Origin of the sequence: Corynebacterium vitaeruminis DSM 20294, assembly GCF_000550805.1 — a bacterium.
GTDB classification, from domain to species: Bacteria; Actinomycetota; Actinomycetes; order Mycobacteriales; family Mycobacteriaceae; genus Corynebacterium; species Corynebacterium vitaeruminis.
Genome location: NZ_CP004353.1, coordinates 52,061 through 77,071, shown reverse-complemented (window position 1 = coordinate 77,071; position 25,011 = coordinate 52,061). Strand labels below are relative to the sequence as shown.

The window sequence follows — 25,011 nt, the reverse complement described above, 5'->3', positions numbered from 1 at the left end:
GAAGACTTCACGCGAAATTGATACCCTGTGGGGGTATTTTTGGGACTGAAGTCTTACGAGTGAAGTCGACCTTTTGGCGTTCGGTCGAACTCAATGGGTCGAGCTCACGGATTTTTGATACCCCCCTGGGGTATTGTTTGCCGTGAATTCGACCGACTGAGTTCGACCATGCGAATCCAACCAAGCGAGTTCGACCAACCCCCCAAAAAAAACAGCGGCCTAATGCCCGTCGACGTGGCTGCCATCGGTCGTGATCACCGGCAGCACCGACCAGCAGAAGTTGATCCACTTGTCGGTCTCGCGCCACACGAAGTCCGGCTTAAAGATAGTCACCGGCTTGGTGTAGATGACCGCCGAGCGCACATCGACGTTGAGCTTCGGCTTGGTGGGATCGAGCTCCTCGTGCTCCAGGATCCGGCACACGAGGTCAAGGGTCTTGCCGGAGTCGGCGACGTCGTCCACGACCAGCACCCGCTTGCCGTCCAGATCCGAGGCGTCGAGGTACGGCGGCAGCAGCTCCGGCTCCGGGAGGGTCTCGCCGACGGCGGTGTAGAACTCCACGTTGATCGAGCCCATCGCCTTCACGCCGATCGCGTAACCGATCGCGCCGGCCGGGATAAGGCCGCCGCGCGCCACGCCGATGATGAGGTCGGGCATCCAGCCGGAGTCGATGATTTGCTGCGACAGGTTGCGGCTCGCCTCGCCGAACGTCTCCCAGGTCAGGTTCTCGCGCTCCGGGTTGTACCACTCGGGGGTGTTGAGGTTGGGGGCGTCGGTGGTGCTCACGGCGAAGGTCTCCTTTGTGGGGAACGAAAAGTATTGATTCAGAGTCTAACGATGCAACAAGCAGTTTCCTAGCTCCTGCTTTTCGACGCCTACGGTTCCCGCCTCAGGGCGGACCCCGAGGCACCCACTCGTGGTCAGTGTCCACCCTGAAATTTCACCTAATTTTCCCAGCAAAGCTTTTGCCTCCCCGCGATCAGGCCAACAATGGAAGTGGAATCCCCTCCCACCTCTAAGAGCTCGAAAAGGAGCACCAGCATGACCTCCGCAGCATGCGCCGTCGACCTCGTCAAAAGCTACGGCAGCGGCGACACCCTCGTCCAGGCCCTCGATCACGTCTCGGTGGAGTTCGAGAAGGGAAAGTTCACCGCCATCATGGGCCCGTCGGGCTCCGGCAAGTCCACGCTCATGCACTGCATGGCGGGCCTCGACGGCATGACCTCGGGCAAGGCGCTCATCGGCGAGACGGACCTCGCCTCCTTGAGGGACAAGGAGCTGACGAGGCTGCGCCGGGACAGGCTGGGCTTCGTGTTCCAGTACTTCAACCTCGTGCCCACGCTCACCGCGGCCGAGAACATCACCCTTCCCCTTGACATCGCGGGCAAGGCCGTCGATAAGCAATGGCTAAAGGAAGTGACCACCCGTCTGGGCCTCACCGACCGGCTCGACCACCGCCCGGCGGAGCTGTCGGGCGGCCAGCAGCAGCGCGTGGCGATCGCGCGGGCGCTCATTAGCAGGCCGGAGCTGATCTTCGGCGACGAGCCCACCGGCAATCTCGACTCGAATTCCTCGCGCGAGGTGCTCAACATCCTGCGCTCAGCGGTCGATGACCTGGGGCAAACGGTGGTCATCGTCACCCACGACGCGACGGCGGCCAGCTACGCCGACCGCGTCATCTTCCTCGCCGACGGGCGCCTGGCTGGCGAGCTCATCGATCCGACCGCCGACGACATCCTGCACATGATGTCGCAGATGGAAGGGGCGTAGGCCGCCATGAGAAAGCTTATTTGGCGCAACCTCGCGGCGCACAAGCTCCGGCTCTTCCTCACGGTGCTCTCGGTCGTTCTGGGCACCGCGTTCATCGCGGGCTCGTCCATGCTGACGGCGAGCATCGAGAAGAGCTTCACCGACATCGTCAGCTCCAGCTACTCCCAGATCGACGTCGTCGCCACCTCGGACGAGCGCATCCCCATGAGCGACATCGACGCCCTGCGCGCCGACCCGCGCGTCGACGCCGTCGAGCTCAGCGCGGGCAACAGCTCCGCCGTCATCGCGGGCCCCGACGGCAAGCCGATCCAGACCGGCGGCGCCCCCTCGCAGGCCATGGCGCAGGCACCCGACGGCAAGTCGATCGGCGACATCGCCCAGCTTGTCGACGGCCAATGGCCGCTGACCCGCGGCCAGGCGGCGCTCAACCGCACCGCCGCCGAGCAGGGCACTATCAAGGTCGGCGACCAGGTCACCATGATCACCGCCCGCGGCCGGGAGACCTTCGCCCTCTCCGGCATCTACGACACCGACATGGCCGTCGGCGGCTTCGCCGGGCTCGTCATCCCGGAGGAGCAGTACCTTGAGAAGTTCGCCCCCGACGGCACCGTGGCCAGCGCCTCCATCGGGCTCAAGGACCACGCAACGGCGGGCGAGGTGCGCGACGCCCTAGCCAAGGAGCACCCCGGCTGGACGCTGCAGACCGGCACCGAGAAGGCCAACGACGAGACCAAGGCCATCAAGGACCAGCTCGCCTTCCTCAACTACTTCCTGTGGGCCTTCGGCGCGATCTCGCTGCTAGTGGGCTCGTTCATCATCTCCAACACCTTCTCCATGATCATCGCGCAGCGCCTGCGCGAGTTCGCGCTGCTGCGCGGCATCGGCGCCTCCCGCGGGCAGATCACCGGCTCGGTTCTCGCCGAGGCGGCGGTGGTAGGCGCCATCGGGTCGGTGCTCGGCATCTTCGCGGGCATCGGGCTCTCGCGCGGCATCATCGCGGTAATGAACGCCCAGGGCGTGGGGCTTCCCGACGCCGGGCTCGCGGTCAACACCACCGCCATCGTCCTCCCGCTCGTGGTCGGCGTGGTGGTCACCCTCTTCGCCGCCTGGGCCCCGGCGCGCCGCGCCGCCCGGATCCATCCGGTCCAGGCGATGCGCTCGGGCGATTCCTCGAGCAGCAACTCGCTGGTCGTCCGCACGATCGTCGGCCTCGTGCTCATCGGGGCGGGCGTGGTGGCGGCGGCCGTCGCCGCGCTCAACGCGGACATCGGTACCTCGAAGGAGCGGGCGATCACCGTGGGCGTGGGCGCGCTCGCTGTGGTACTCGGCGTGTGGTTCGCGGGACCTGCGATGTCGATCCCGTTCGTCGGCTCCATCGGCCGGGTGGTCGGCTGGCCGTTTGGCGCCGTCGGCAAGCTCGCAGCGACCAACTCGCGCCGCAACCCGCGACGGACCGCAGCGACCTCGTTCGCGCTCATGCTGGGGCTCATGCTGGTCGCCTCGATCGGCATGATGGGCGCCAGCATGCGCGACCAGGTCAACGAGTTGGTGGACAAGACGTTTACCGCGGACTACATGGTCACCGCCCCGCAGGACATGGGGATGTCGCTGCCGCAGGACGTGCCGGAGCGGATCGGCGAGGTCGAGGGCGTCGACCACACGGTCTCGCTGCTCCTGGCCCCGGTGTCGGTGCTCACCCCGCCTGATCCGAGCTCGCCCATGACCGATATGGGCGGCGTGATCGACGGCAGGGTGAGCGAGGCCGTCAACGTGTCCCTGCCCGACGGCAGCGACGACCTCACCGGGCGCGAGGGAGTGCTGCTTTCCAAGAGCAAGGCCGTCGATCACCCGGTGGGAAGCACGGTGCCCGTGTGGAACTTCGCCGGGCGCTCCGTCGATGTCCCGGTGGTGGGCGTCTACGAGGACAACCAGACGATCGGCCCGTACGTGTTGTCCAAGCAGTCCGCGCTCGAGCTGGTCAGCGAGAACGACCTTCAGCTCTTGAACCTCATGGTGTACACCAACGGTGACAGGAGCCCGGCGATGCGCAGCGCGCTGGAGGATGCCGTCGCGGACGACCTCGTCGTTCAGGTTCTCGATCGTGAGGATTTAAAGGGCCAGATCGGTAAGCAGATCTCCACGATCCTCAACGTGCTCTACGCCCTCCTGGCGCTGGCCGTGATCATCGCGATCCTGGGCATCATCAACACGCTCGCGCTGTCGGTGTCCGAGCGCCGCGCCGAGATCGGCATGCTGCGCGCGGTGGGCTTCCAGCGCGGGCAGATCACCCGCATGATCCACCTGGAAGCGATCGTCATCGCGCTCTACGGCGCGGTGCTGGGCTCGCTCATCGGGCTCGGCATGGGTTGGGCGTTTATCAAGACGCTCGCGGACACCGGCTTGGGCCACGTGACCGTGCCCTGGCTGCAGGTGGGGCTCACGGTGCTCGCGGCTGGCGTGGTGGGCCTCATCGCGGCGCTGTGGCCAGCGCGAAGCGCGGCGAAGACGAGGCCGCTGGAGGCGATCGCGGAGCTATAAAACAGGCGAAGGGGCAGCACCTGGGTGCTGCCCCTTCCCCTTGTGCGGTCCTAGACCAGCCCCGGGATCACGCCGTGCACGGCCAGCATGATTGCCAGCGCCACCAGCGGCACCACGATGGTCAGCACCGCGACGTCCTTGTAGGACTGGCGGTGGGTCATGCCGCAGACCAGCAGCATCGTCAGCACCGCGCCGTTGTGCGGCAGCGAGTCGAAGCTTACCGACGCCATGGCGATCACGCGGTGGAGCAGCTCGACGTTCATGCCGCTGTCCTGCGCCATCTGGGCGAGCTGGTCGCCAAAGGCCTGCATCGTAATCGACAGGCCACCCGACGAGGAGCCGGTGATGCCGGAGATGACGCCGGTGGAGACCACACCCACGATGAGCGGATTGTCGGAGACCCCGAACACGCCGTCGCGCAGCACGGAGAACACCGCGAGCGAGGCGATGACCGCGCCGTAGCCGACCTCGGAGGCCGTGGTGAAGGCCGGCAGGATGCCGGTCTTGGCGCCTTCGGACAGCTCGCCTAGATGCTTTTTGATGTCCTTCGGGTGCATGAGGATGATGACGATGATCGCGACGATGAGCGCGAGCGTCACCGACCACGTTCCCAGCAGAGCCTTGATGCTCGTGGCGCCGTACTTCTCATCGGCGAGGTAGCTGAAGTCGAGCCACTTGGAGAAGCCGTAGACGAAAGAGAAGTTGACGGCCACGACGACGAGGATCGGGATGAGGCCCAGGAGCCCTTCGACGGCGACGGAGTGCGTTCCCTTCGAGTGGTCGCCCTGGAAGATGTCCTCAGGCGTGGCGCCCGCGGCGCTGCCGCCAGCCAGGCCCGCCTCGGTGGCCAGCACGTGCTCGGCGATCTCCTCGCGGTGGGAGTCGACGTCGGCGGAGTCGGTGGCAAAGCCCACGCCCGCCTTGTTGAGCGAGCGCACGCGGTAGTTGAGCCACAGCATGCCAATCAGGAACATGAGCGCCGCCGAAATGAGGCCGAACACCGGCGCCGCGTAGGTGTTGGTGCCGAAGTACTTCGTCGGGATCGCGTTGTGAATCTGCGGGCTGCCCGGCAGCGCCGCCAAGGCGAATGTGATGGTTCCGAAGGCGACGGTGCCCGGCATGAGGCGCCGCGGGATATCTGCCTGGCGGAACAGCTCCATTGCGATCGGCATGATGGTGAACACCACCACCCAGGCGCTCACGCCGCCGTAGGTCAAAAGCGCCGTCGCGATCACGGTGGACATCATCGCCTGCTTCGGGCCAAACAGCGCGGAGATACCCCGGGCCAGCTTCTGCGCGAGACCGCTGACCGTCATGAGGTGGCCGAAGATGGCGCCGGTGAGGAACAGCGGGAAGTAGTTCGTGAGGAACTTGCCCAGCGCTGGCATGAAGATCTGGGTGTAGGTGGCAAGCTGCGGGGCGCCGGAGAACAGCACCGCGATCGCGGCGGCCACGGGGGCGACGACCACCACGGAGTGCCCGCGGTAGGCCATGACGATGAGGAAGGCGAGGGAGATGAAGATCCCCGCCAGTGCGAGTGCCATGGGTACTCCTTTATCAACTTGGCTAGTATTTCAGCATGACTTCTGATCCAGGTTCGTCGTCACGATCGACCCGTGAGCTGATCCTCGAGTGCTCGCGCCGGTTGTTTAGCCAGCGCTCGTTCTCGCAGGTGACGATCAAGGACATCGCGGAGGAAGCCGGCGTCTCCAGCGCCCTGGTGATCAAGTACTTCATCAACAAGGAGTGCTTATTCGGCCAGACGATCGACTTCGAGGAATCGGCGCGACGGCTGTTCTCGGGGGAGTTTTCCGAGCTGGGGTACACAGCGGTGTACGAAACGCTCACCGCGCCCGCGGATGCGCCGTACTCGACCGTGCGCACCCTCGTGATTGGAAGCGGCGACGAGAACTCTCTCAAGTCCGTCGGCAAGAAGATCCAGGAGGACCTCAAGGAGGTCCTCGTCGACCGCATTGAGAGCGAGGCGCCGCAGCCGAACCCGCATCCGCAGATCAGGGCCCAGGCGGCGCTGTCGCTGATTATTGGTTTGTCGATGATGCGTCGCGTGGGGGATCCCAACTTCCGCGACTACCCGCGCAAGCAGCTGCTCGACTACTACGCGGGGCTGTTTCAGCAGATCGTCGACGGTGTGGCGTAGCGGTGAACGCTACGCCACACGCAACAAGGTGCTACGCCACACGGAGTGAGGAGATACACCACACGCAACAAGGTGCTACGCCACACGAGGCAAAGAGCCTAGGCCCCGCGCACCTCGTTGATGATGACGGAGAAGTCCTCCCCGCCGTGCCCGTCGGCGGCCAGCTTCTCGTACTGGTCGGCCACGATGCGGCCCAGCACGGTCGCGGTCTTGGTGGACTCAGCCGCCTGCATCGCTAGGCGCAGGTCCTTGAGCATGAGCGCGGTGGCAAACCCCGGCTTGAAGTCGTTGTTCGCCGGCGAGGTCGGGACCGGACCAGTTACCGGGCAGTTCTTAGTCAGCGACCAGCTCGACCCGGTGGCGTTGGAGACCACGTCGAAGAACACCTGCGGGTCCACGCCCAGGCGCTCAGACATGACCATCGCCTCGGACAGGGCGACCTGCTGGATGGCCAGGATCATGTTGTTGCAGGCCTTGACCGCCTGGCCGTTGCCGAGCTCGCCGCAGTAGGTGATGGAGCGGCCCATGGCCTCGAAGAGCGAGCGGTGCTCGCTGAAGGTGGCCTCGTCGCCAGCGACCATGAAGGCGAGCGTGCCCTCCTGGGCGCCGAAGATGCCGCCGGAGACCGGAGCGTCGATGAAGCGGAAGCCAGCGTCGGTCAGCTCCGCGCCGATCTCGCGGGCGGCGTCGACCGCGATGGTGGAGGAGTCGATGAACGTTGTCCCCTCCGCGACCTCGGGTCGCGCCTCGGCGATGACGCCGCGCACCAAGGCGTCGTTAGGCAGCATCGTCATGACCACGTCTGCGCCGCGTGCGGCCTCGGCCACGGTGTCGCAGACGTTAATGCCTGCCGCGCGGGCTGCCTCCTTGGCGGGCTCAGCCACGTCGAAGCCTGCGACCTCGAAGCCGTTCTTGACCAGGTTGGCTGCCATCGGGCCGCCCATGTTTCCCAGGCCGATGAATGCGATCTTCATGCGTTTTCTCCTTCCAATGAGTTTCTGCGAACCCGATTCCCCTGAACCAGTTACTTCATCACCGGCATGGTGAAGTCGGCGGTGGACTCGTCGCCATCGGGCCAGCGGCTGGTGACGGTCTTGGTCTTGGTGTAGAAGCGGAAGCTGTCCGGGCCGTGCTGGTTGAGGTCGCCGAACGCGGAGGCCTTCCAGCCGCCGAAGGTGTGGTACGCGACCGGGACCGGGATCGGCACGTTGATGCCGACCATGCCCACCTCGACGTGCGCGGCGAACTCGCGGGCGGCGCCGCCGTTCTCGGTGAAGATGGCCACGCCGTTGCCGTACTGGTGCTCGTTGGGCAGGCGGATGGCCTCCTCGAAGGAGTTGGCGCGGACCATGACGAGAACCGGGCCGAAGATCTCCTCCAGGTAGATGGACATCTCCGGGGTGACCTTGTCGAAGAGGGTGGGGCCGATGAAGAAGCCACCGCCCAGGGACTCGCCCTCGAACTCCTTGTCGGAGAGGTCGATGCCGCGGCCGTCGACGACGATGTCGGCACCGGCCTGCACGCCCTCCTCGATGAGGCGGTTGACGCGGTCGAGCGCGGACTGCGCCACGAGCGGGCCGTAGTCGACGCCCTTCTCCAGGCCGTGGCCGACGGTGAGGTTGCCGATGCGCTCGACGATGGCCGCCTTGAGGCGCTCGGCGGTCTCCTCGCCCACCGGGACTGCGACGGACAGGGCCATGCAGCGCTCGCCCGCGGAGCCGTAGGCGGCACCGACGATGGCGTCGGCCGCTGCGTCGATGTTAGCGTCGGGCATGACCAGCACGTGGTTCTTCGCGCCGCCGAAGCACTGCGCGCGCTTGCCGGTGGCCGCGCAGCGCTCGAAGATGTACTGCGCGATGGCGGTGGAGCCGACGAAGCCCACGGCCTTGATCACCGGGGAATCGAGGATCGCGTCCACGGCTTCCTTGTCGCCGTTGATGACGTTGAACACGCCCGCCGGGCCGCCAGCCTCGAGGAAGAGCTCGGCGAGTCGGACCGGGACGGAGGGGTCGCGCTCGGAGGGCTTGAGCACGAACGCGTTGCCCGCGGCCAGCGCCGGGCCCGCCTTCCACAGCGGGATCATCGCCGGGAAGTTGAACGGGGTGATGCCGGCGACCACGCCGAGCGGCTGGCGCAGGGAGTAAGTGTCGATGCCGCTGCCGACGTTGGTGGAGTACTCGCCCTTGAGCTGGTGCGGTGCGCCGAGCGAGAACTCGAGGACGTCGGTGCCGCGGGCGATGTCGCCGAGCGCGTCGTCGTAGGTCTTGCCGTGCTCGAGGGTGATGAGGCGGGCGAGCTCGTCCTGGTTCTCGTGGATGAGCTGCAGCCACTTGTTGATCACGCGGATGCGGCGCTGCGGGTTCATCGCGCCCCACGCGCGCTGGGCCTCGCGGGCGTTGTCGATGCAGGCGTCGACCTCGGCCTTGCTGGCCAGGGAGACCTGTGCCTGGACCTTGCCGGTCGCCGGGTTGAGGACGTCGCCCTGGCGGGCGCTCTCGGCGGTGGTCTGGCCGCCGACGAAGTGGTTGATCTGTCGCATGTGTGCCTCCTTGGTTGTGTGGTGAGCCGGATCATGAATGAACGTCTCGGTGTTCTGTGTCACATGATGCCGAGGCCTCGCGACCTTCACAAGGGACTTCGCAAAGGTGAATAGCGTTTACCCCAGCCCCACCTCTCCCCCAACCCCCAAATCGCCACGCACCGCAACAAAAAGGCGACCGCGCTCGCGATCGCCCGTGGGGGTAAGAAAGTGACCCCCGTCATAGTTTCTTTTTCGCTTGTCGACGCTACGCCGGCAGCCAAAAACAGTCAGCTACAGCTCGATGCTGTCCCCCTCCGCCACGATCGTGGCCTCCTTGGCCCCCTCGCCGGTCAGCGCGGCGATGTTCTTCGTGGCGATCTTCCGGCCAGCCTCGTTGACCAGCCCGTCGTGCACGCCGATGACCAGCCGCGGGGTGAGCCGCTGGATGTAGGAGATGAGGTCGACGCTGCGCAGCCACGGCGCGTCCGCCGGGGTGATAAGCACGTCCACCGGGCCCGGCGCGTCGGCGTGCTCGTCGCCGGTGATGAGGATGCGGCCGTCGACCAGGTAGGCCCGGTTCTGCGGGCCCGCCTTCGTCGGGTGCAGCGGCGCGTGCTCGTCGCCAAGAACGCTCACCTTGATTGAGCCCACGGCGAAGGCGTCGCCGTGCTCGGCCAGGTGCACGCCCTCCCCCTCGAGCCCGAGGCGCCCGGCGGCGTCGGCCGGCAGCCAGACGGGGATCCCCTCGGCGAGGGCCTGGGCGATCAGCTCGGGGCGGACATGGTCGAAGTGATCGTGGGTGATGAGGATGGCGTCGATGCCCTCGATGCTCGGCGCCTCCCCGAGCGAGCCGGGATCAACCAGGATCCGGGTGTCGCCGGAGGCGAGGGTCACGCAGGCGTGGTGGTGCTTGGTCAGGGTCACGGTAGTCATGCCGCCATCTTGGCACAGGCCAGCCACGATCAACACCCTTTCTTACACGCTCCGCGCGTGAGGCCCCAAGTAGATCTTTAGTAGGTGTACGCCCCCTTGGTCACGTTTGCCCAGGCCACCGGCAGCTGCTGCTTGTAGTAGGACCAGGCGTGCACGCCGCCGGTGTGGTAGTCGAAGGTGACGTTCCCGTTGCCCAGCCCCTTGGCGTTGAGGGAGTCTTCCAGCTCGTGGGTACAGCGGTTGACCATCTTCTCCAGAACGATGTTGCCGAACAGCTCGTCAATGCCCTCGGTGCGCGCGCTCTCCACGTCGCTGGGCCCCGCCTGGCCGTCCGCGGAGTAGATGTAGGTGGGCATGGAGGCGATGCCCGCGGGGTTGGCCACCACGTCGTTGCGGATGCGCTGCGGGGTGATGTCGCGGCCCCACATGAGGTCGGGGTTTCCGCCCATGGAGCGCGCGGCGAGGTTGAACAGCTCGCGCCCGGTGGTGTTCACCGAGGAGTAGCAACCGGAGACGGAGAAGGCTCCCGCGAAGCGATCGGGGTGCAGGTTGGCCAGGCGCACGGCCGCCGATCCGCCCATCGAGAGCCCGCCGATGTAGCGCTGGCCGTTGAAGGGGATGCCCGCTTCCGACGACTCGAGCACGCCGGGCAGCTCGTCGATGAGGACGGTTTCCCACATCGATCGCCCCAGGTAGGGGTCAGTTTCGTTCCAGTCGGTGTAGTTGGTTCCGCCCGCCTCGACCGGCATGATGGCGGTGACGTGCTCGTGGGCCAGCGCGCCCTGCACGTCGCCCTTGCGCAGCCAGCCGGACTGCACCGGCGCGGAGACCCCGTCGAGCAGGTAGAGCATCGGCGCGGGTGTGATGCGGTCCCTGGGGTATTGCACCTGAACCTGCACCACGCGCCGCATCGCGGGCGATTCGATCCACAGGCGGTCCACGTCGAAACGCTCGTCCTTTTCGCGCTTGACCAGGCGCGGCGCAGCGAAGTCCCGCTCCTTGTCCGGCGTGTACGGCGTCTGCTCGCCCCACAGGTTCCACAGCGGAAACTGGTGCCACGGGCTCGCCGCGTGCAGGAAGGCGTACAGGTCGTTGAGGTCGTCGCCCGCGGTCGGCTGCTTCGACCAGGCCACGAGCGCCTCCGCCGAGCCGTCGAAGGCCACCTGGGAGCTGGTCTCGACGCTGGTTTGCGCGCTTGCTGCGCCGTTGCTTATCGACGCTACGCTGGCGGCCGCGCACACAACGCCGGCCAAGATTCGGGATGCTTTTCGCATGGATGTGTCCTCGTGAGGGGGTTGAGGGGTTTTATTCAGAATGAGTAATTGTACACAACCGTAGGGGCATCTATTAGTTTTTGGGCGACTTTCCCCCTTCGCTCTCCGTCGCGCACCGAACCGTTTCACGGTAGGTTGAAAACCATGACCATTACTCTTCCCGGAATTGGCCATCTCGAACCCGACGACTACTTCTCCAAAACCGCACCCCGCGCGGTGGACTTCCTAGGCCGCGAGCTTTCCTTCGCGGTCAACCTCGACCACACGGGTGACGCTCCCGACGCCCCCACCACCCAGGCGATCGCGGACTGCATCCGCACCTTCTCTGGCTTGGGCTGGGAGGAGTTTTCCGCGCTCACCGCCCCCGCCGTCTTCGCCTACTACCAGCAGGTCTACCGCGAGATGGCGGAGGAGGACTCCGACTACACCGAGGAGCACCTGCCCATCATCAACGAGCCTAAGGATGTCTGGCAGCACGTCAGCTTCGGCGACGAGCCGCTGGTCACGCTGCGCTACCCGGACGAGCGCTGGCAGGTCGCCTGGGAGTGCGAGTGCGCCTGGGAGCCCGAGCACGGGCTCGCCATCGCCCTCATCGGCGGGGACTCCGAGCCGCTCGCCGACAGCTGCGACGCCATCTTCTAACCCCTTCTTCCCCGCAAAGGAACCCACATGAGACGAACCGCCCTCCTCGCCTTGATCCCCGCGCTCACCCTCGCCGCCTGCGGCAACGACCAGCAATCGGACTCCGACGCGAGCGCTGCGGCCACCAGCGTAGCGTCGACAAGCGACAATGCGGGGCTGCAAGTGCTGCTCGTGGGTGCGGACCAGGCACCGGAGGGCATGACGTACGAGGACTTCTACGCCACCGTCGGCGGGACCGGCATGACCGACAATGACGTCATAGAGCCAGCTCAGTGCGGTATTCTGGCCTTCGATTCCGCCTCGCTGCTGGCGTGGGGCGAGCTGCCGAAGTACGAGACCGCCGTGGCGATGTATACCCGCGGCGAGGAGATGGCGCTGGTGCGCCTCGACGCCACGCCCAGCGGGCTCAACCCGGACGACTGCAACGTGATCACCCGCACGAGCACCTCCGCGCTGGGCACCACGGTGACCACCTATTCGACCTTCCCCAACCCCGTCAACGTCGCGGGCGCGACGAACGTGCAGTACATCAAGCAGTTCGTCGAGGGCCAGACGCTCGACGACGCGCCCACGGACACCGGCAAGGTGGGCACCTCCGTCAAGATCGTCACCGGCGAGGCCGGCGGAAAGCAGTTCACGCTCGTGGGCACCGGCGACGTTGACCCCGCTGAGCTGGCGGGACTAACCGAAGAACAGGTAAGGAAGCTCAGTTAGCATTGCGTGTCGACGCCTTCTTCTCGGCTCGTTTATCCCTGACGGGAACCGCAGTCCGCGACTACACTCGCGGGGGTGAACCCACGACGCGTCCTCGTTACCGGCGGCTCCGGCTTCATCGCCGGGCACCTCATCATGCAGCTTGCGGATGCGGGTTATCTTGTCCGCACGACCATTCGCTCGCTCGCGCGGGAAGAATCCGTGCGCGCCTCGCTCACGGCTGCCGGGCTCTCGAACCACGAGGCGCTCGAGTTCGTCGCGGCCGATCTCACCTCTGATAGCGGCTGGGCGGCCGCGATGGGCGACATCGACACCGTCTTCCACGTCGCCTCGCCGGTGGCTCCCGGACACGTGAAGGATGAAAACGAGATCATCACCCCCGCCCGCGTTGGCACCCTGCGGGTGCTGCGCGCTACCCACGACGCTGGCGTGCGGCGCGTGGTCATGACCTCGGCCTTCCATGCAGTCGGCTGGGGCCATCCGCACGATGAGCACGTCTTCACCGAGCGAGACTGGACCAACGTCGACGGTCCCGGCGTCGACGCCTACGGCAAGAGCAAGACCCTCGCCGAGCGCGAGGCCTGGGACTTCGTCCGCGGTGAGGGCGATGGCCTCGAGCTGACCACCTTGTTGCCGGTCGCCGTCATGGGGCCTGCGCTCGGCAGCAAGGCCTCCGGCTCCAACGAGGTCATCGAGCGCATGGTCACCGGAAAGCTGCCGGTGCTGGCGAACATGTACATGCCCATCGTCGACGTCCGCGACGTGGCCTACGCGCACATCCTCGCGATGGAATCCGACCAGGCCGCGGGCCACCGCTTCCTGCTTGCCGACGGCCCAGCGCTCACGCTCAAACAGATCGCCGACATCATCCGCGAGGAGCTCGGCGACAAGGCAAAGAAGGTGCCCACCCGCGTGCTTCCCGACGGCCTCGTCCGCTTCCTCGGGCGCTTCAACGGCGAGATGCGCATGGTGGCCGAGGACCTCGGCTACGCCCGCCGCACCTGCAACCAAGCGGCGGTGGATACGCTCGGCTGGCACCCGCGGCCCGCGCGCGAGGCGATCATCGGCGCGGCGCGCAGCCTGGCGTAGGGATTGTTTTAAATATTTGAATATTTAAAGTTGAGACTTTGAAAGTTTAATACCTCAGATTTCAACTTTCGCCCGCAGGCGAACCCTGCCAAAAATGCTACTTGAACTCGCAAAATAGTGAGTTGGCATTTCTGTTCACCGCAACTCTCACGGGAACATTCAAACTTTAAATATTTAAACTTCAAGTTTGCATTTCAGTGTTTCAATGTTTCAGCGTTTCAGTCGTTCCTTCCGGCCGGAGAACGCGAGCCGAAGGCGTCGGAAAGCAACCGCTACTTCTCCCAGCGAAGGAGATAGCGGTAGTAGAGCGCCCGGCGCATCGCGAAACCGGGAAGGAGCTCGCGCGCGATGGCGCGGATCTCGGCGTAGCTCAGCTGCGGCTCGGTCATCGCTACGTCGGGATCGCCCTTGTTGGCGTGCCGCCTCTCCAACACGGCACAGGCGACGAGGTTGGCGAGGGACCACAGCCAATCGATGATTGAGGAGTTCCTCGACAACCCCACGACCAGCAACGTTCCGCCGGGGCGCAGGATGGACTTCGCTTTGGCTAGGGCCCGCCGGGCGTCCATGTAATGCAACGATGCCACGAAGATGACGGTGTCGACATCCTCCTCGACGGGGAGGCTGAGGAAGTCGGTGGCAATAACGCCTGCGGCGGCTTGGCTCGGGTCAGGGTCGACGCCCATCGCCTCCACACCCGTGGAGGCCAGCTTGCGCATGAGCAGGCCATCGCCGCACCCCACGTCGAGGACCTTGCCGTGTGCATGCCGCAGAAGCCACGGATGAAACGCCACGTTGTGGTTCCAATAGTTGGCCATCACTCGCCTCTTGTCCATCGGTTACGGCTCGTTCTAGCCCGCCCGGGTGGGGTCGAGAATACCTCGCCCGCGGCGAAGGCGGCACCGTACATCCCGATGAAGCACTCGGAATCCGCCCGCTTGGGCGCCCCTAGAAAGAGTAAAAAGACCGCCTTACCTGTATGTTTTCCCTAGACCCTTGCGCCCTCCCAAGACGCCACGGTAGCCTAGTACTATGCATTACAAAGTAGTAGGCAATGTAAGGATCTAGCTATGGCAAAGAAGAGCCCGCAGACACAGCTTCGCAAGGGCGTCCTCGAGCTGGCCATCCTCACGCTTATCGCACGGGAGGAGCTTTACGGCGCAGCCTTGCTCGCTCGGCTCGAGGAGTACCCGAACCTCGCGGCCCCCTCCGGGACGATCTACCCACTCTTGTCCCGGCTGACCGCCAACAACCTCATCACCAGTCGCTGGGAGGAGTCCCCCAAGGGCCCGCCGCGCAAGTACTACTCCCTCACCGACGAGGGACGCCAGATGCAACGCCAGCTTCACGACGACTTCACCCAGCTCACCGAAGACATGAACCACCTGCTCGAAGGAGGACTCAATGTTCACCCCTGACGACTACCTCGCAGCCATCGATCGGATGCTCACTGCCTCCGGCCTCAATCGCCTAACCGCCGAGCGCATCCTCGCCGAACAGTCGGACCTGCTGCGCGATCTCGCCGAGGACGGCAGCAACCTCGAAGAAGAGCTTGGCACGCCCGCCGATTACGCCGCGTCGCTCTCAGAACAGCTCGACGAGCAACCGCAGCGGAAAAGCGCCTTTTCCCGCTTTTCCACCCGCCCGTTCGGCGCGCTGACGAGGGAAGGCCGCTCCCACCTGTGGGACCCCCAGGATCCCTCCATCCTGCAGCCTCACCTTTTCGGCTTCGGCTGGTCGGTCAACTGGGGCGCGGTGGCGGTGCGACTGGGATGGATCCGCCCCGACGACGTCGATGCCGACGTACTCGGCGCAATCCCCTCCCCGGTACTGAAAACCGCTCAGGGGCTACCCATCGCGCTCGCCGCCGGGCATCTGCTAGCCTTGTCCGCGACTTACGGGAAGCTTCCCGAGAGGGTCCACTCCGGCTGGGATGCCGTCGGAAAGCCGAAAAAGGCAACGAGGCCTCGCGTCTATCTCGCGCTCCCCGCGCTCGCCGGGGCGGCCACTGCGGGCGCCGCGCTCATCCCCGCCGCCCGAGGCGATCGCGAGGACTCGCTACGCGCCGCATCACTGGCAACCGTCGTTTGCGCGGTCGCACCGAGCATGCTCATCGGCAATCTCGCCGAGCTTGGGCGAATGCCCAACCCCGGCGCGCTCAGCGCTATCGCCGCTGTTGCGGGTATCGCCGGATCGCTCGGGGTCGTGGTCCTGCCGCTACGCAGCGGGCTTACAGCCATCTGGAAGAAAGAAGGAGTCGTGTAAACCATGGTCAACACCAATTTCTCTGGGCTCAGCACTCTGAGCCCCGGCGCGCTAGCCGCGCTTGGGATTCTCGCCGCTGTCCAGCTCGTGCTCCTAGTATCCGCGCTGACAATCCTCTACCGCTTGCCGGAAGGGCGGGTGCGCCAGCTATCACGGCCGGTATGGACGGTGGTGATCATCCTCGCCAATCTGGTCGGCCCGATTCTTTTCTTCACCATTGGCATCGGCCGCGGCGAGGCCGTCGACCACAGGACCTCGCGCGCGGGTTCGACCGAGGACGTCATCGCCGAGCTGTACAACCCGGAAGGCTAAGACCATGGACGTGCTCAGCGTCAGGGGACTCAACAAGTCCTTCCGCGACAACTCGGTGCTCACTGGTCTCGATCTTTCGGTGAGAAAGGGCGAGGTCTACGGCTTCCTCGGGCGCAACGGCTCGGGAAAGACCACCACCATCAAGATCATTCTTGGATTGAGCAGGCCCGACGCGGGGACCGTCTCGATCAATGCTGGCTCAATCGGCTTCCTCCCAGACGTCCCCGCCTACCATCCGTGGATGCGTGCCGACGAGTTTCTCCGCTACTGCGGAAAGCTGAGCGGCCTCCGCGGGCGTGCGCTCGAATCGCGCGTAGACATGCTGCTCTCGCTGTCAAAGCTGTCGGGTCAAACTCAGAAGATCATGGATTTCTCCCGCGGCATGCGCCAGCGGCTCGGGATGGCACAGGCGCTCATCAACGCCCCCGACCTGCTCATTCTCGACGAGCCCACCTCGGCGCTCGATCCGCTCGGCCGCCGCGACGTGCTCGATATGATCCAAGAACTCAAGGGGAGGGCAACGGTCATGTTCTCCACTCACCTGCTCGATGACGCCGAGCGGGTCTGCGACCGAGTGGGGATCCTCCAGGGCGGAAGGCTTATCGTCGAGGCCCCCATCGGGGAACTCACCACGGGCGATTCCTCTTCCATCGATCTTGTCGTCTCCCCCATCGGCGATGCCGAGCGACCCCGGTTGGAGCACGCGATCGCCGAAGCCGGGTGGAAACTCGAGCGCAGCACCCCGCACCGGCGCTCGTTGGAGTCAGCGTTCGTTGCATACACGGAGACCACGGAGGGCACACCACGATGACCGCACTGCTTCACAAGGACGTCCAAGAAATCCTGCGCACGTGGCGCGTGTGGCTGCTTTCCCTCGTCACGTTGCTGAGCGCAGCCTCGGGGCCAATCATCACGAGGTACACGACCGATGTCCTCCAAGCCCTCGGCGGCGCGGAGCTCGGCGACCTCGTATCCACGCTTCCCCAGCCCACCTTCATGGAAGCCAACGCGCAATGGCTGAAAGACCTCAACCAGGTGGTCCTCCTCGCGCTTGGGCTCGTCGCGGGATCCACGGCCGCCAGCGAGCTCGCCGACGGGTCCTACCTCTTCACCCTCACCCGCGGGGTTCCCCGGTGGAAGTTCCTGGCTTCTAAGCTGGCGAGCTTCCTCGGCGTGAGCCTTGCGCTCCTTTTCCTCGCCGTCGCCGTCAACGCGGGCGTCACCTACCTCGTGTTCCACGACGTCGCGTGGGCGGGCCTATGTAAGGGGAGCCTCGTGTGGTTCGCATCGGCGACGCTGACCGTATCCGTCGCCTTCCTCGTCGGGGTGTTGACCTTCTCGCAGGTGGGTGCGGCCGGTGCGGCCATCGGGACGACGATCCTGCTCGGGGCCTTAGGAATGTGGGACAAGGTGGCGAGATGGTCCCCCGCGGGGTTGAGCCAGCAGGCCCACAACGCGCTGACCGGGCAACCCGTCTCGGCGTGGCCGATCCTCACGGCGGTCGTGGCGGCGCTCGTGCTCCTTCTCGTCACTGCAGCCGTACTCGAGCGAAAAGAGCTCTAGCCGTAGGCGACGACAAACAGGTGTTTTGCTGTTGCTTTCCGACGCCTACGGCCTAGTGCCCCGCAAACACCTCGCGCGCAACGAAAGTCGCGTTGAGCGCGCGCGGGAACCCGCAGTAGACGGCCGCGTGCAGCAGCGCCTCGGTGATCTCCTCCTTTGTGATCCCCACGTTGAGGGCGGCGCCGATGTGCACCTTGAGCTGGGCCTCGCAGCCGCCGAGCGCGGTGAGCGCGCCGAGGGTGACCAGCTGGCGGCTGCGAGGGTCGAGTCCGGGGCGATCGTAGATGTCGCCGAAGGCGAAGGCGGCGATGTGGTGGCCCATGGCGGGGTTGATGTCGGCGAGCGAGTCGATGACGGCCTCTCCGGTCGAGCCGTCGATCCGGGGAGAGCACCTCCAGGCCCTTGTCGCGTCGGGCGAGGTTTTCGGGCGTAGAGATGTCGTACTGGCTGGTGGTCATTTTTCGAGATCCTTTGAGTAGTAGGCGATCTTGTATTCGGTGGCCGCGAGCGAGAGCTGCAGCTCGGCGATCTGCCGCTTTAGCGTGTCGCGGTGCTCGAGCAGCAGGTCAAGGCGCTCAGGCATGGTGTCGGACCCAGAATCGGCGAGCTCCATGTAGTGGCGCAGGTCGGCGATCGACATGCCGGAGACCCGCATGCGCGTGATGAACACCAGCCTGCGCACGGCCGCCGGGTCGTATTTTCTGTGCCCCAGCTCGTCACGCCCCACCGTGACCAGCCCCGCGGGCTCGTAATAGCGCAGCGTGTGGGCGCTGACGCCGAGGTGCTCCGCGGTGGTGGCGATGTCCCACTCCACGGCGTGGTCGTCGCGCACGAGCTCCCGCAGGTCCTCGACGTTGACGCCGCCGGGCGGGTCGACGGCCAGGCGCAGCGCATCAATGAGTTCTTGTGATTCCATGACCGCGACGCTACCGCTTTGAGCGCGCTCTAACGCAAGGGTTAAGTATGTTTCCACGTGATTCCCGTGGCGCGGAGGCACTCACCAGCGCAGTTCGAGGCCATCGCCGCAGCGTGGGAGGTGTGGTCGCGGACCGAGGGCGCGTTCTTCCGCATGCCGCGCGGCGAGATCGTCCGCTCGGTGCCGTAGGCGTCGACAAGCCCGCTTTGCATCTGCTTGCCGACGCGTACCGCGAGCGGCCTCCTACTGAGCGCCCGACTTGATGGCGACCAGCTGCACCGCGATGGTGACGATCACACCGGCTCGCACCAACCTTCAAAACAGACCAACGCAAAAAATCTCGCAGCACCACTTTCGCGGTGTTGCGAGATTCTTCATAATTTTGTGCCCAGGGGGGGACTTGAACCCCCACGTCCTTGCGGACACTGGCACCTGAAGCCAGCGCGTCTGCCAATTCCGCCACCTGGGCAGGTGGCTACACATTGTGTGTGCGACTTGATTAAGATAGCACGCTACCTACCTCGGTGGTCAAATTGGCTGCTCATAGGGCGAAAAAGCTGGTTTGGGGAGGCGGAAAGCACGACTCGGGGGAATGTTTTTTCGAGGCAGCAACCTATACTGTTGTAGTTAGGTTTGCCCATACCCTGTCAAATGACAGGATATGGGGCGGGCAACCCCACCACCAGCACAGGTGGCTGGCAGTCGAAAACAACGTAGGAGGTGTAAGCACCATGTCCTTCATGGGCAGGATCGCCAAGCTGGATAGCGCTATGCAACGAGGCTTGGACAACAGCTTCGCCCGAGTTTTCGGCGGACGGGTGGTGCCCGCTGAGATCGAGGAGCTTCTCAAGCAGGAGGCCGAGGACAACCTCGTGCGCACCTACGAGGGCACGATCGAAGCACCGAACGTATTTCACGTGCGGGTAAGCGAGAAGGACGGGGCCAACCTAGCCGCGACCCATCCCAGCTTGCCGGCAGACTTCGCCGACCAGCTCAGCCGCTTTCACCGCAACCGCGGCTGGACAACTCCCGGGCTGGTCACGGTTCACATTGAGGTGGATTCCTCCTTGCACACCGGCCAGCTGCAGGCCAGCTCGCAGGTGAATGTCCGCGCCGACGGCATCTCCCAGTTCGTGGGGGTCGAGGTCGGCGCCGACGAGGCGTCCCCGGCAGAAAGGCAGGTCGAAATGGCCCAGCACTCACAGTGGCCAAGCACCGAGCACCTCCCGGCGCAGGCGCCGGTCGTCGAGTCCGCGGAGCCCGAGCCGCCCGCGCCCGCACCGACCCCGCCGCGCCCCACGGTCAGCCTGCTTCTCCAGGACGGTTCCTCGCGCACGTACTTGCTCCATGAGGGTTCCAACATCATCGGCCGCAGCAACGAGGTCGACTTCCGCCTGCCCGATACGGGCGTGTCGCGTCACCATGCTGAGATTACGTGGAACGGCCAGGATGCCATCCTGGTGGATCTGCAGTCGACCAACGGCACCAGTGTCAATGACATGCGCATTGAGAACTGGCTGCTCGCGGACGGCGACGTGATCACGGTGGGTCACTCGAACATCGAAGTCCGTATCAATACGCCAGCCTAGGAGGGCAGCTTTTCATGGATTCCACGATTCTGCTGGTCTTGCGCATCGTCTTGCTCGTGGTGCTGTGGCTTTTCATTCTCTTTGCACTCAATGCACTGCGCCGAGACACCAAGGCCGCTGCGGGAGCCATGCCGTCTTCGCCGTCGCTTGTCGACGCACCAGCGGCGCCGAAGCTGAAGTCCCGAGGCAGCGCGCCTCAGGCCCTCATGGTCGTCGACGGGCCGATGCAGGGTACCCGTCTGGACTTCAACGGTGCGACCGACATCACGCTGGGGCGTGCCTCCGACTGCACACTGGTGTTGGGGGATGACTACGCCTCCGCACGCCACGCGCGCCTGTTCAGCAGGGGAAACGAGTGGTTCGTTGAGGACCTCGACTCCCGCAACGGCACGTTCGTCGGCAGCTACCGCATCGATCAGCCCGAAAAGGTGACCACCGCAAGCGACATCAAGGTCGGGCGGACGACGGTTAGGTTGGTTCCCTAAATGCTCAAACTCAATTTCGCCGTTGCCTCCGACCGCGGACTGGTCCGGGGCAATAACGAGGACTCGGCCTACGCCGGTCCTTACCTGCTCGCGCTCGCCGACGGCATGGGCGGGCACGCGGCCGGCGAGATCGCCTCCCAGCTCATGATCAACCACATCATGCGCCTAGACGCCGATCCCGAGGACAACGACATGCTGGCCCTGCTGGGCTCCGTCGCCGAGGACGCCAACCGAGCAATCGCCGAGGGCGTGCGCGAAGCGCCCGAGACCGACGGCATGGGCACCACGCTCACGGCGCTGATGTTCAACGGCTCCGAGTTCGGAATGTGCCACGTGGGCGACTCCCGCGGCTACCGCCTGCGCGACGGCAAGCTCGAGCAGATCACGGTGGATGACACCTACGTCCAGTCGCTCGTCGAGCGCGGCGAGCTCGACCCAGAGGACATCTCCACCCACCCGCGCCGCTCGCTGATCCTCAAGGCGTACACCGGACGCCCGGTCGAGCCGACCCTCAAGTCCCTCGACGCCCGCGTGGGCGACCGCCTGCTCCTGTGCTCCGACGGCCTGTCCGACCCGGTCACGGCGTCGACCATCGAGCAGACCCTGCGAAACGGCACCCCGCAAGAGGCGGCCTTCCGGCTCGTCGAGCTGGCGCTGCGCTCCGGCGGCCCCGACAACGTCACGGTGGTCATCGCCGACGTCGTCGACGGGGACAGCCCAGACATCGAGCTGCCCACCGTCGCCGTCACCGCGGGCGCGCTCAACGGCGAGCAGCCGGAAGACCCGCGACCGGACACCGCCGCGGGCCGAGCCGCCATGGCCATTCAGGCGCGACAATCGCGCGTGATCCCCCCAGAACCGACCGCCCAAGCTTCCTCCTCGGAGGGGGCTTCGGCCGTTACGGGGCCAAAACCCGAAAAGAAGAAGTCCGCAGGCAAGCGCATCGCGGTGGTCGTCGCCGTGCTCGCGGTCCTCGCGCTCATCGCGGGCGGACTCGTCTGGTTCAAGTCCTCGCTCAACGACACCTACTACGTCACCACCGACGGCGAGGAGCTCGTCATCGAGCAGGGCTCCGACATCGAGATCCTCGGAAAGAAGCTGCACCAGACCTACCAGCGCGCCTGCCTCGACGAGTCGGACAACATCACCCTGGTGGATCCCAACTCGACGCAGCCGTGCCACCGGTTCACGCTCTCCGATCTCAAGGAGTCGGCGCGCAGCCAGGTGACCTCCCTGCCGGAGGGCACCTACGACGAGGTCCAGCAGCAGATGCAGCGGCTGGCCAGCGAGGCTCTGCCCATCTGCGTGACCCGCGAGGCGCAGCCTTCGGCCACGCCGTCGGCAAGCCCGGGGGCCAACCCGTCCGAGGCCCCGGCCTCGTCGGCGGCTGCCGAGCCTTCGGCGTCGACAAGCGAGCAAACGCCGCCGAAGAACGCACCGGGAGATCAATCGACACCAGGAGTCAACTGCAGGGAGGTGAACTAGATGAACGCATTGAAGAGCATCGTTTCCAGGCGGACCGAATTCGGGCTGCTGGTGGCGGCGACCGTGATCATCGCGATCGCGCTCATCACGCTCAACCTCGCCCAGGGAAGCTCCATCGGGTCCGAGGTGGCGTGGGTCATCGGCGGGTTCATCGGCGTGTTCACGATCGCCCACCTCGCGCTGTGCATCCTAGCCCCCAACGCGGATCAGATCATGCTGCCGGTAGCCGCCCTGCTCAACGGGCTAGGCCTCGTCATGATCTATCGCCTAGACCTCGCCTTGGACAAGCAGCTGGCCTCGCGCCAGGTGATGTGGACGCTCATCTCGGTCGCGCTCATGATCGGGCTGTTGGTGCTGCTCAAGGACCACCGGCGCATGAGCCGCTACTCCTACGTGCTGGGGCTTGCGGGTATCGTCTTGCTCGCCCTGCCGATGGTGTGGCCGATCAAGATCAACGCGGACGCGAACATCTGGATCTCCATCGGCCCGCTGTCGATCCAGCCGGGCGAATTCTCCAAGATCCTGCTGCTGCTATTCTTCGCGCAGCTGCTGGTGAACAAGCGCGCCCTGTTCAACGTCGCGGGCTACCGCGTGCTGGGCATGGAGCTGCCCCGCCTGCGCGACCTCGGCCCGATCCTCGGTGTCTGGGGTGCGGCCATCCTCATCATGGCCGGCGAGAACGACTTCGGCCCCGCGCTCTTGCTGTTTAGCACCGTGCTGGGAATGATCTACATCGCCACCAACCGTGTGTCCTGGCTGTTCATCGGCGCGCTGCTCGTGGCCATCGGCGGCACCGCCGTCTACCAGGTCTCCAGCAAGATCCAGGCCCGCTTCAACAACTTCCTCGACCCGCTGGCTCACTACGACACCACGGGCTACCAGCTCTCCCAGGGCCTGTTCGGCATGTCCTCCGGTGGTGTGTCCGGCACAGGCCTGGGTCAGGGCCACCCAGAGCTCGTGCCCGTCGCCGAGTCCGACTTCATCCTCGCCGCCATCGGCGAGGAGCTGGGGCTAGTGGGGCTGGCCGCCGTGCTCATCCTCTTCGCCATCTTCGTCGCCCGCGGCTTCCGCACGGCTCTTATGACCAAGGATTCCTACGGAAAGCTCGTCGCGGCGGGCCTGTCGCTCACGCTGGCCATCCAGGTCTTCGTGGTCACGGGCGGCATCACTGCCCTGCTGCCGATGACCGGCCTGACCACCCCGTTCATGTCGCAGGGCGGTTCGAGCCTCATGGCCAACTACATTCTGCTGGGCATTATCCTGAGGATTTCTAACTCCGCGAGGTCCACCGCGGGTACGGAGGCACAACGATGAACCGTTCCATTCGCTTCGCATCCATCTTCGGGCTGCTCCTCGTGGTCGTGCTCCTGGTCAATCTCACGGTCATCCACGGGTTCAGCCAGGACAAGTACGCGAACAACTCGCTCAACCGCCGCAACTTCATCGAGCTGAAGTCCAGCCCGCGCGGCCAGATCTCCGCCAGCGGTCAGATCCTCGCGCAGTCCGTCCAGGACTCCGACGGCTTCTACCAGCGCAACTACGTCACCAGCCCGATCGCCTTCGGGCCGGTCGAGGGCTACTACTCGGACATCTACGGCGCGTCCGGCCTCGAGTCCAGCTACAACAACGTGCTTAACGGCACGCAGAAGACGGCCAAGCAGTGGTGGCGCCAGCTTGTCGACGACAAAAAGACCGTCGGCAACGTCGAGCTGAGCATCATCCCGAGCGTGCAGCAGGTGGCGTACGACCAGCTGGCCAACTCGGGCTACGAGGGCGCGGTCGTCGCCATCCGCCCATCCACCGGCGAGATCCTCGCCATGGCATCGACCCCGAGCTACGATCCGTCGGCCATCTCCAACCCGGACACCGCCGAGGACACCTGGGCACAGCTCAATGCCAACGACGGCGATCCGCTGCTCAACCACGCGACCCAGGAGACGCTGCCCCCGGGATCCACCTTCAAGGTGATCACCACCGCTGCGGCGCTCAACTCCGGCTACGGCCCGAACTCGACCCTGACCGGAGCATCCCAGATCACGCTGCCCGACTCCACGACCACGCTGGAGAACTACGGCGGCGAGACCTGCGCGAGCCAGAGCACGGTGACGCTGCGCACGGCGTTCCAGTACTCCTGCAACACCGCCTTCGTGCAGCTGTCCATCGGCGCTGGCATCGATGCCTTCAAGAATGCGGCGGCCGCGTTCGGTGTGGGCGACACCTACGACCTCGGCATCCCGATGTCGGCGGGCACGATCGGCGACATCAACTACGATGCCGAGCTGGGCCAGTCCGCCATCGGCCAGCGCGACGTCTCCATCAGCGTCCTCCAGAACGCGGTCATCGCGGCGACCGTCGCCAACGGCGGCAAGCGCATGGAGCCGCACCTCGTGTCCAAGGTCGTCGGCGACGATCTCTCGGTCCTCTCCGAGACCCAGCCGAAGGAGCTCAACCAGGCCATCTCTTCCGACGTCGCCTCCACCATCACCGACCTCATGCGCGCCTCCGAGCAGCACACCTCGGGCTACACCGGCGCGGACATCGCCTCCAAGACCGGCACCGCCGAGCACGGCGTGGACTCGCGTAACTCCAACCCGCACGCCTGGTACATCGCCTTCGGACCGTCGACCAACGCGGACGTGGCCGTTGCGGTTGTGGTCAAAAACGGCGGCGACCTCGGCCAGGCCGCGACCGGCGGCTCGGTGGCCGCACCTATCGGACGCGCTGTCATCAACGCAGTGCACAACGCGCAGGGATAAG

General features: G+C 65.5%; 26 protein-coding genes and 1 tRNA gene. 17 read left to right on the top strand and 10 right to left on the bottom strand.

The window, feature by feature from the left end:
• Window positions 1-219: 219 nt before the first annotated feature.
• Window positions 220-786 carry a phosphoribosyltransferase gene (locus B843_RS00355; RefSeq protein WP_025251541.1) on the bottom strand — a complete coding sequence of 189 codons (567 nt, stop codon included), beginning with the start codon at window positions 784-786 and terminating at the stop codon, window positions 220-222.
• A gap of 204 nt (window positions 787-990) precedes the next feature.
• Between B843_RS00355 and B843_RS00350 the strand changes: the two genes are divergently transcribed.
• Complete coding sequence (locus tag B843_RS00350) at window positions 991-1,770, top strand: ABC transporter ATP-binding protein (RefSeq protein ID WP_155895050.1); 780 nt, start codon at window positions 991-993, stop codon at window positions 1,768-1,770.
• Between the two features lie 6 nt (window positions 1,771-1,776).
• Window positions 1,777-4,308, top strand: a complete 2,532-nt coding sequence (locus B843_RS00345; RefSeq protein ID WP_025251539.1) for an ABC transporter permease — start codon at window positions 1,777-1,779, stop codon at window positions 4,306-4,308.
• A gap of 50 nt (window positions 4,309-4,358) precedes the next feature.
• On the opposite strand, the gene B843_RS00340 is transcribed toward B843_RS00345, so the two are convergent.
• Window positions 4,359-5,852, bottom strand: a complete 1,494-nt coding sequence (locus B843_RS00340; protein WP_025251538.1) for a GntP family permease — start codon at window positions 5,850-5,852, stop codon at window positions 4,359-4,361.
• Window positions 5,853-5,887: 35 nt separating this feature from the next.
• Here B843_RS00340 and B843_RS00335 point away from each other — a divergent pair, with 35 nt between their 5' ends.
• Window positions 5,888-6,466, top strand: coding sequence for a TetR/AcrR family transcriptional regulator (locus B843_RS00335; protein ID WP_025251537.1), 579 nt, complete (start codon window positions 5,888-5,890; stop codon window positions 6,464-6,466).
• 98 nt (window positions 6,467-6,564) lie between these two features.
• Here B843_RS00335 and mmsB read toward each other — a convergent pair whose 3' ends face one another.
• The 4 genes from mmsB to B843_RS00315 form a co-directional block, all read right to left on the bottom strand.
• Entirely contained in the window at window positions 6,565-7,545 is a 981-nt protein-coding gene (gene mmsB, locus B843_RS00330) for a 3-hydroxyisobutyrate dehydrogenase (RefSeq protein ID WP_244877380.1), read from the bottom strand.
• A complete protein-coding gene (locus B843_RS00325; RefSeq protein ID WP_025251535.1) occupies window positions 7,491-9,005 on the bottom strand; it encodes a CoA-acylating methylmalonate-semialdehyde dehydrogenase in 1,515 nt (504 codons plus the stop codon). Before B843_RS00325 ends, mmsB begins: the two co-directional genes overlap by 55 nt.
• Window positions 9,006-9,278: 273 nt before the next feature.
• Entirely contained in the window at window positions 9,279-9,920 is a 642-nt protein-coding gene (locus B843_RS00320; protein ID WP_025251534.1) for an MBL fold metallo-hydrolase, read from the bottom strand.
• Window positions 9,921-9,997: 77 nt separating this feature from the next.
• Entirely contained in the window at window positions 9,998-11,194 is a 1,197-nt protein-coding gene (locus B843_RS00315; protein WP_038595079.1) for an alpha/beta hydrolase, read from the bottom strand.
• Between the two features lie 144 nt (window positions 11,195-11,338).
• On the opposite strand from B843_RS00315, the gene B843_RS13115 reads away from it, so the two are divergent.
• From B843_RS13115 to B843_RS00300, 3 genes are all read left to right on the top strand, one after another.
• Window positions 11,339-11,836: a DUF6985 domain-containing protein gene (locus B843_RS13115; protein ID WP_025251532.1), complete on the top strand. Its 498-nt coding sequence runs from the start codon at window positions 11,339-11,341 to the stop codon at window positions 11,834-11,836.
• 27 nt (window positions 11,837-11,863) lie between these two features.
• Window positions 11,864-12,550 carry a hypothetical protein gene (locus tag B843_RS00305; RefSeq protein WP_034652271.1) on the top strand — a complete coding sequence of 229 codons (687 nt, stop codon included), beginning with the start codon at window positions 11,864-11,866 and terminating at the stop codon, window positions 12,548-12,550.
• A gap of 75 nt (window positions 12,551-12,625) precedes the next feature.
• Window positions 12,626-13,639: an SDR family oxidoreductase gene (locus B843_RS00300; protein WP_034652273.1), complete on the top strand. Its 1,014-nt coding sequence runs from the start codon at window positions 12,626-12,628 to the stop codon at window positions 13,637-13,639.
• Window positions 13,640-13,911: 272 nt separating this feature from the next.
• Here the strand turns inward: B843_RS00300 and B843_RS00295 are convergent, their stop codons facing one another.
• Window positions 13,912-14,457, bottom strand: coding sequence for a class I SAM-dependent methyltransferase (locus B843_RS00295; protein ID WP_051483523.1), 546 nt, complete (start codon window positions 14,455-14,457; stop codon window positions 13,912-13,914).
• A 252-nt stretch (window positions 14,458-14,709) separates the two neighbouring features.
• Between B843_RS00295 and B843_RS00290 the strand changes: the two genes are divergently transcribed.
• Genes B843_RS00290 through B843_RS00270 form a run of 5 tightly spaced genes read left to right on the top strand, consistent with a single transcriptional unit; the run spans window position 14,710 to window position 17,779 of the window.
• Window positions 14,710-15,057, top strand: a complete 348-nt coding sequence (locus B843_RS00290; protein WP_025251529.1) for a PadR family transcriptional regulator — start codon at window positions 14,710-14,712, stop codon at window positions 15,055-15,057.
• On the top strand, window positions 15,044-15,904 hold the full coding sequence (locus B843_RS00285) for a DUF5808 domain-containing protein (protein WP_025251528.1): 861 nt from the start codon (window positions 15,044-15,046) through the stop codon (window positions 15,902-15,904). The genes B843_RS00290 and B843_RS00285 overlap by 14 nt, the downstream gene beginning before the upstream one ends.
• Before the next feature lie 3 nt (window positions 15,905-15,907).
• Window positions 15,908-16,216 (top strand): PLDc N-terminal domain-containing protein, encoded by a 309-nt coding sequence (locus B843_RS00280; RefSeq protein WP_025251527.1) that lies wholly within the window; start codon window positions 15,908-15,910, stop codon window positions 16,214-16,216.
• 4 nt (window positions 16,217-16,220) lie between these two features.
• The gene (locus tag B843_RS00275) at window positions 16,221-17,027 is read left to right on the top strand and encodes an ABC transporter ATP-binding protein (RefSeq protein ID WP_025251526.1); all 807 of its coding nucleotides are present in this window, start codon (window positions 16,221-16,223) and stop codon (window positions 17,025-17,027) included.
• Window positions 17,024-17,779 carry an ABC transporter permease gene (locus B843_RS00270; protein ID WP_025251525.1) on the top strand — a complete coding sequence of 252 codons (756 nt, stop codon included), beginning with the start codon at window positions 17,024-17,026 and terminating at the stop codon, window positions 17,777-17,779. Before B843_RS00275 ends, B843_RS00270 begins: the two co-directional genes overlap by 4 nt.
• Window positions 17,780-17,831: 52 nt before the next feature.
• On the opposite strand, the gene B843_RS00265 is transcribed toward B843_RS00270, so the two are convergent.
• Window positions 17,832-18,101, bottom strand: a complete 270-nt coding sequence (locus B843_RS00265) for a carboxymuconolactone decarboxylase family protein (RefSeq protein ID WP_231494068.1) — start codon at window positions 18,099-18,101, stop codon at window positions 17,832-17,834.
• Between the two features lie 132 nt (window positions 18,102-18,233).
• The gene (locus tag B843_RS00260; RefSeq protein WP_025251524.1) at window positions 18,234-18,695 is read right to left on the bottom strand and encodes a MerR family transcriptional regulator; all 462 of its coding nucleotides are present in this window, start codon (window positions 18,693-18,695) and stop codon (window positions 18,234-18,236) included.
• A gap of 57 nt (window positions 18,696-18,752) precedes the next feature.
• On the opposite strand from B843_RS00260, the gene B843_RS14150 reads away from it, so the two are divergent.
• The gene (locus B843_RS14150) at window positions 18,753-18,884 is read left to right on the top strand and encodes a hypothetical protein (protein WP_269319754.1); all 132 of its coding nucleotides are present in this window, start codon (window positions 18,753-18,755) and stop codon (window positions 18,882-18,884) included.
• A 196-nt stretch (window positions 18,885-19,080) separates the two neighbouring features.
• On the opposite strand, the gene B843_RS00255 is transcribed toward B843_RS14150, so the two are convergent.
• A tRNA-Leu gene (locus B843_RS00255) sits at window positions 19,081-19,164 on the bottom strand.
• Between the two features lie 262 nt (window positions 19,165-19,426).
• Between B843_RS00255 and B843_RS00250 the strand changes: the two genes are divergently transcribed.
• From B843_RS00250 to B843_RS00230, 5 genes are read left to right on the top strand one after another with little or no spacing between them, the layout of a single operon-like run.
• Window positions 19,427-20,284: a DUF3662 and FHA domain-containing protein gene (locus B843_RS00250; protein ID WP_025251523.1), complete on the top strand. Its 858-nt coding sequence runs from the start codon at window positions 19,427-19,429 to the stop codon at window positions 20,282-20,284.
• A gap of 14 nt (window positions 20,285-20,298) precedes the next feature.
• Window positions 20,299-20,769 carry an FHA domain-containing protein FhaB/FipA gene (locus tag B843_RS00245; RefSeq protein WP_025251522.1) on the top strand — a complete coding sequence of 157 codons (471 nt, stop codon included), beginning with the start codon at window positions 20,299-20,301 and terminating at the stop codon, window positions 20,767-20,769.
• Window positions 20,770-22,254: a PP2C family protein-serine/threonine phosphatase gene (locus tag B843_RS00240; protein ID WP_025251521.1), complete on the top strand. Its 1,485-nt coding sequence runs from the start codon at window positions 20,770-20,772 to the stop codon at window positions 22,252-22,254.
• Window positions 22,255-23,568: an FtsW/RodA/SpoVE family cell cycle protein gene (locus B843_RS00235; RefSeq protein WP_025251520.1), complete on the top strand. Its 1,314-nt coding sequence runs from the start codon at window positions 22,255-22,257 to the stop codon at window positions 23,566-23,568.
• The gene (locus tag B843_RS00230) at window positions 23,565-25,010 is read left to right on the top strand and encodes a penicillin-binding transpeptidase domain-containing protein (protein WP_025251519.1); all 1,446 of its coding nucleotides are present in this window, start codon (window positions 23,565-23,567) and stop codon (window positions 25,008-25,010) included. The genes B843_RS00235 and B843_RS00230 overlap by 4 nt, the downstream gene beginning before the upstream one ends.
• Window position 25,011: the final 1 nt, after the last annotated feature.

Excerpts from the sequence above, each read along its gene's own strand:
- B843_RS00350 (WP_155895050.1), top strand. The coding sequence starts at position 991 with ATGGAAGTGGAATCCCCTCCCACCTCTAAGAGCTCGAAAAGGAGCACC.
- B843_RS00345 (WP_025251539.1), top strand. The coding sequence starts at position 1,777 with ATGAGAAAGCTTATTTGGCGCAACCTCGCGGCGCACAAGCTCCGGCTC.
- B843_RS00340 (WP_025251538.1), bottom strand. The coding sequence starts at position 5,852 with ATGGCACTCGCACTGGCGGGGATCTTCATCTCCCTCGCCTTCCTCATC.
- B843_RS00335 (WP_025251537.1), top strand. The coding sequence starts at position 5,888 with ATGACTTCTGATCCAGGTTCGTCGTCACGATCGACCCGTGAGCTGATC.
- B843_RS00325 (WP_025251535.1), bottom strand. The coding sequence starts at position 9,005 with ATGCGACAGATCAACCACTTCGTCGGCGGCCAGACCACCGCCGAGAGC.
- B843_RS00320 (WP_025251534.1), bottom strand. The coding sequence starts at position 9,920 with ATGACTACCGTGACCCTGACCAAGCACCACCACGCCTGCGTGACCCTC.
- B843_RS00315 (WP_038595079.1), bottom strand. The coding sequence starts at position 11,194 with ATGCGAAAAGCATCCCGAATCTTGGCCGGCGTTGTGTGCGCGGCCGCC.
- B843_RS13115 (WP_025251532.1), top strand. The coding sequence starts at position 11,339 with ATGACCATTACTCTTCCCGGAATTGGCCATCTCGAACCCGACGACTAC.
- B843_RS00305 (WP_034652271.1), top strand. The coding sequence starts at position 11,864 with ATGAGACGAACCGCCCTCCTCGCCTTGATCCCCGCGCTCACCCTCGCC.
- B843_RS00295 (WP_051483523.1), bottom strand. The coding sequence starts at position 14,457 with ATGGCCAACTATTGGAACCACAACGTGGCGTTTCATCCGTGGCTTCTG.
- B843_RS00290 (WP_025251529.1), top strand. The coding sequence starts at position 14,710 with ATGGCAAAGAAGAGCCCGCAGACACAGCTTCGCAAGGGCGTCCTCGAG.
- B843_RS00285 (WP_025251528.1), top strand. The coding sequence starts at position 15,044 with ATGTTCACCCCTGACGACTACCTCGCAGCCATCGATCGGATGCTCACT.
- B843_RS00280 (WP_025251527.1), top strand. The coding sequence starts at position 15,908 with ATGGTCAACACCAATTTCTCTGGGCTCAGCACTCTGAGCCCCGGCGCG.
- B843_RS00275 (WP_025251526.1), top strand. The coding sequence starts at position 16,221 with ATGGACGTGCTCAGCGTCAGGGGACTCAACAAGTCCTTCCGCGACAAC.
- B843_RS00270 (WP_025251525.1), top strand. The coding sequence starts at position 17,024 with ATGACCGCACTGCTTCACAAGGACGTCCAAGAAATCCTGCGCACGTGG.
- B843_RS00265 (WP_231494068.1), bottom strand. The coding sequence starts at position 18,101 with ATGGGCCACCACATCGCCGCCTTCGCCTTCGGCGACATCTACGATCGC.
- B843_RS00260 (WP_025251524.1), bottom strand. The coding sequence starts at position 18,695 with ATGGAATCACAAGAACTCATTGATGCGCTGCGCCTGGCCGTCGACCCG.
- B843_RS00250 (WP_025251523.1), top strand. The coding sequence starts at position 19,427 with ATGTCCTTCATGGGCAGGATCGCCAAGCTGGATAGCGCTATGCAACGA.
- B843_RS00245 (WP_025251522.1), top strand. The coding sequence starts at position 20,299 with ATGGATTCCACGATTCTGCTGGTCTTGCGCATCGTCTTGCTCGTGGTG.
- B843_RS00240 (WP_025251521.1), top strand. The coding sequence starts at position 20,770 with ATGCTCAAACTCAATTTCGCCGTTGCCTCCGACCGCGGACTGGTCCGG.
- B843_RS00235 (WP_025251520.1), top strand. The coding sequence starts at position 22,255 with ATGAACGCATTGAAGAGCATCGTTTCCAGGCGGACCGAATTCGGGCTG.
- B843_RS00230 (WP_025251519.1), top strand. The coding sequence starts at position 23,565 with ATGAACCGTTCCATTCGCTTCGCATCCATCTTCGGGCTGCTCCTCGTG.